This window comes from Microbacterium azadirachtae (assembly GCF_000956505.1).
Lineage (GTDB): Bacteria > Actinomycetota > Actinomycetes > Actinomycetales > Microbacteriaceae > Microbacterium > Microbacterium azadirachtae_A.
This window is the reverse complement of sequence record NZ_JYIX01000002.1, coordinates 1-2,823: the sequence shown is the minus strand read 5'-3', so window position 1 is coordinate 2,823 and position 2,823 is coordinate 1. Positions and strand designations below refer to the sequence as shown.

Genomic DNA, 2,823 nt, shown 5'->3' with positions numbered 1-2,823 from the left:
ACGGATCGGGGGGGGGGGGGGGTGGGCATTCGCGGGCGCGGAGCACGTGGCGGCGCCGATCGACATCGCGCTGCGGACGGACGGGCAGGACGTGCTGCTGCCCTGGTGCGTGCGGACCGTGCACACCTCTCTCGCGCAGGCGACGGAAGCGGGCGGGATCTCGCACGGCGAAGCGGTCACGCTCGCGGTCAGCATCCTGCGCGGGATGCTCGAGCTCGACGGAGGGCAGCACGACGCCGAGCTCGACCGCCGTCACGCCCGAGCCGACGGAGCGGGCGACGAGCCGCACGGCAGCTGGTGGCTCACGGACGAGGCCCGGCCCGTGTTCGTGTTCGATGCACCCGGGGGCAGGCATGCGGAGGGGGCGCCGCGGGATACAGGCGAGCGGCTGCTGCGCGACGTGGAGGGGCGGATCGAGGATCGGGCGCTTCGGCGCGTCCTCGCGCGCCTCGCGGAAGCGCTGCACGATCCGCGTCGCCTGCGCGCTGAGGCCGCACGGTGGGAGGGTGAACTGCTGGAGATCGCCGCGCCGCGACCACTGTGGCTGATCACCGACGAGTTCGCCGCGGCCGATGGCGAGAGGGAGCCCGCAGGCCCGGTCACGCCGCGGTATGAACGTCCTTCGCGGCGCAGAGAGCTGCGCGCCGCGGGGCGGATCGGCGTCGTCTCTCCGGGGCGGACCGGCGCGCGCAGGGGCGATGCGAAGCGGCGACCCCCGCGCGCACGTGCCGCTTCACGTGCGGAGCAGCGCGAGGGACGCCGGGCGAACGGTGGCCGGCCTGCGACGGGAGGACCGGTGCGCATGCTGCGGAGCGTCCTGGCGCATGCGCGAGGGCACGGCCGGGATCTGAGTGCGCTCCGCCTTCGCGTGCCGGATCGGTCGTCCGGGCCGCGGTTGGAGCGACCGCTGCGACGCAGGCGGTGGCGAGGGCCGGTCGTCGTTGCGGTCTCGGCGGCGGTGGCGATCACGCTGGCCGGGGCCCTGTGGCCGTCCGACACGAGCGGCGCCGACGCGGCCGGGCGTTCCTCCCCGACGGCGGAGATCCTGCTGCCAGGAAGCGGTTCCCCTTCGCCCGCCGAGCCGGGGAGCGCGACGGGCGGCGGGGGAGCGGCGCCCGCCGGATCCGATCGCCCCAGGGCGCCAGGGGCGTCGTCGCGCTCCGACCCTGCGGCGGCGGGCGCCGAGCTGCTCGCCGCCGTGCGGACCTGCGAGGCCTCGCCGCAGTCGGCCTGTGCCGAGGTGTGGGACGGCGGCACTGCGGCCTCCCGCCCGGTGCGCCCGGCGCCGGAGCCTGCGGAGCTGATCGAGGACTACGGCGACATCGCCGCGATCCGGAACGGATCCGGAGATCAGGCGCAGATGATCGTGATCATCCGCAGAAACGCCGAATGGCGGATCCGCGATGTGTACGACATCGCGAATCCGCCATCCGAAGGAGCTGGGGCTCCGTGACAGGTGTCAGGCGCCGAGCTGAGCGGCGAAGTCCGCATCCTCCAGGCGCGCCTTCACCGACGAGAGGAAGCGCGCGGCGTCCGCTCCATCGATCGTGCGGTGGTCGTACGACAGCGCGAGGAAGACGTAGGACCGCACGGCGATGGCCTGCTGGCCGTCCACCGTGACCACACCGGGGCGCTTCACGACGATGCCGGTGCCCAGGATCGCGGACTGCGGCAGGAACACCACGGGGGTGTCGAACAGCGCGCCGCGCGAACCGGTGTTGGTCAGCGTGAACGTGCCGCCGGCCAGCTCGTCGGGCTTCAGCTTGTTGTCGCGGGTGCGGGCCGCGAGATCGGCGATCTCGTGTGCGATCTGAGCGACGTTCTTCGACGCGGCGTCGCGCAGCACCGGCGTGAGCAGGCCGCGCTCGGTGTCGACGGCGATGGAGATGTTCTCCGAGGCCGGGTACACGATGTCGGTGCCGTCGACCGTGGAGTTCACGATCGGGAACTCCTGCAGCGCCTCGGCGGCGGCGAGGGCGAAGAACGGCAGGAAGGACAGCTTGTCGCCGGTCTTCTGCTGGAACGAGCCCTTCACCTGGTCGCGGTACGCGGCGAGCTTCGTGACGTCGACCTCGACCACGGTGGTCAGCTGAGCCGTCTGCTGCATCGACGCGACCGCGCGCTCGGCGAGGACCTTGCGCAGACGCGACATCGGCTGCGTGGTGCCGCGCAGCGGAGAGATCTCGCGGGCCTTCTTCGGCGCAGCAGCCGCAGCGGGAGCGGCAGCCGGGGCCGCAGAGGCGTTCAGCACGTCCTCCTTGCGGATGCGTCCGCCCACGCCGGTGCCGGTGATCGACGCCAGGTCGACGCCCTTCTCGGTGGCAAGGCGGCGCACGAGCGGCGTGACGTACACCGAGTCGGATCCGGAGTCCGCGGCGGCCGGAGCGGGAGCGGCAGCCGGAGCCGAGGCAACGGGAGCAGCAGCTGCCGGAGCAGGTGCCGCAACAGGGGCGGGAGCAGCAGCGGCGGGAGCCGGAGCGGGCTCGGCGGCGGGCGCCGGAGCGGGCTCGGCGGCGGGCGCCGGAGCGGCAGCCGCCGGAGCACCGCTGCCGATGCGGGCGAGAACGGCGCCGACGGCGATGGTCTCGTCCTCGGCGGCGAGGATCTCCTGCAGCGTGCCGGCGACCGGCGAGGGGATCTCGGTGTCGACCTTGTCGGTCGAGATCTCCAGCAGCGGCTCGTCGACGGCCACGTCATCGCCGACCTGCTTCAGCCAGCGGGTCACGGTGCCCTCGGTGACGCTCTCGCCCAGCTCGGGGAGTCGCACGTCGGTCGCGTCCGAGGATGCGGCGGGGGCTGCGGCGGCAGGTGCGGGCTCTGCCG

2 protein-coding genes are annotated in these 2,823 nt (G+C 73.8%); one reads left to right on the top strand and one right to left on the bottom strand.

Going from position 1 to position 2,823, the window contains the following annotated elements; translation table 11 throughout:
- Window positions 1–1,453: hypothetical protein (locus RS86_RS20525; protein ID WP_160299657.1), on the top strand; the 1,453-nt coding region annotated here is incomplete at its 5' end.
- Between the two features lie 6 nt (window positions 1,454–1,459).
- Here the strand turns inward: RS86_RS20525 and sucB are convergent.
- A partial coding sequence (sucB, locus tag RS86_RS00010) for a 2-oxoglutarate dehydrogenase, E2 component, dihydrolipoamide succinyltransferase (protein ID WP_045270153.1) occupies window positions 1,460–2,823 on the bottom strand: 1,364 nt, incomplete at its 5' end.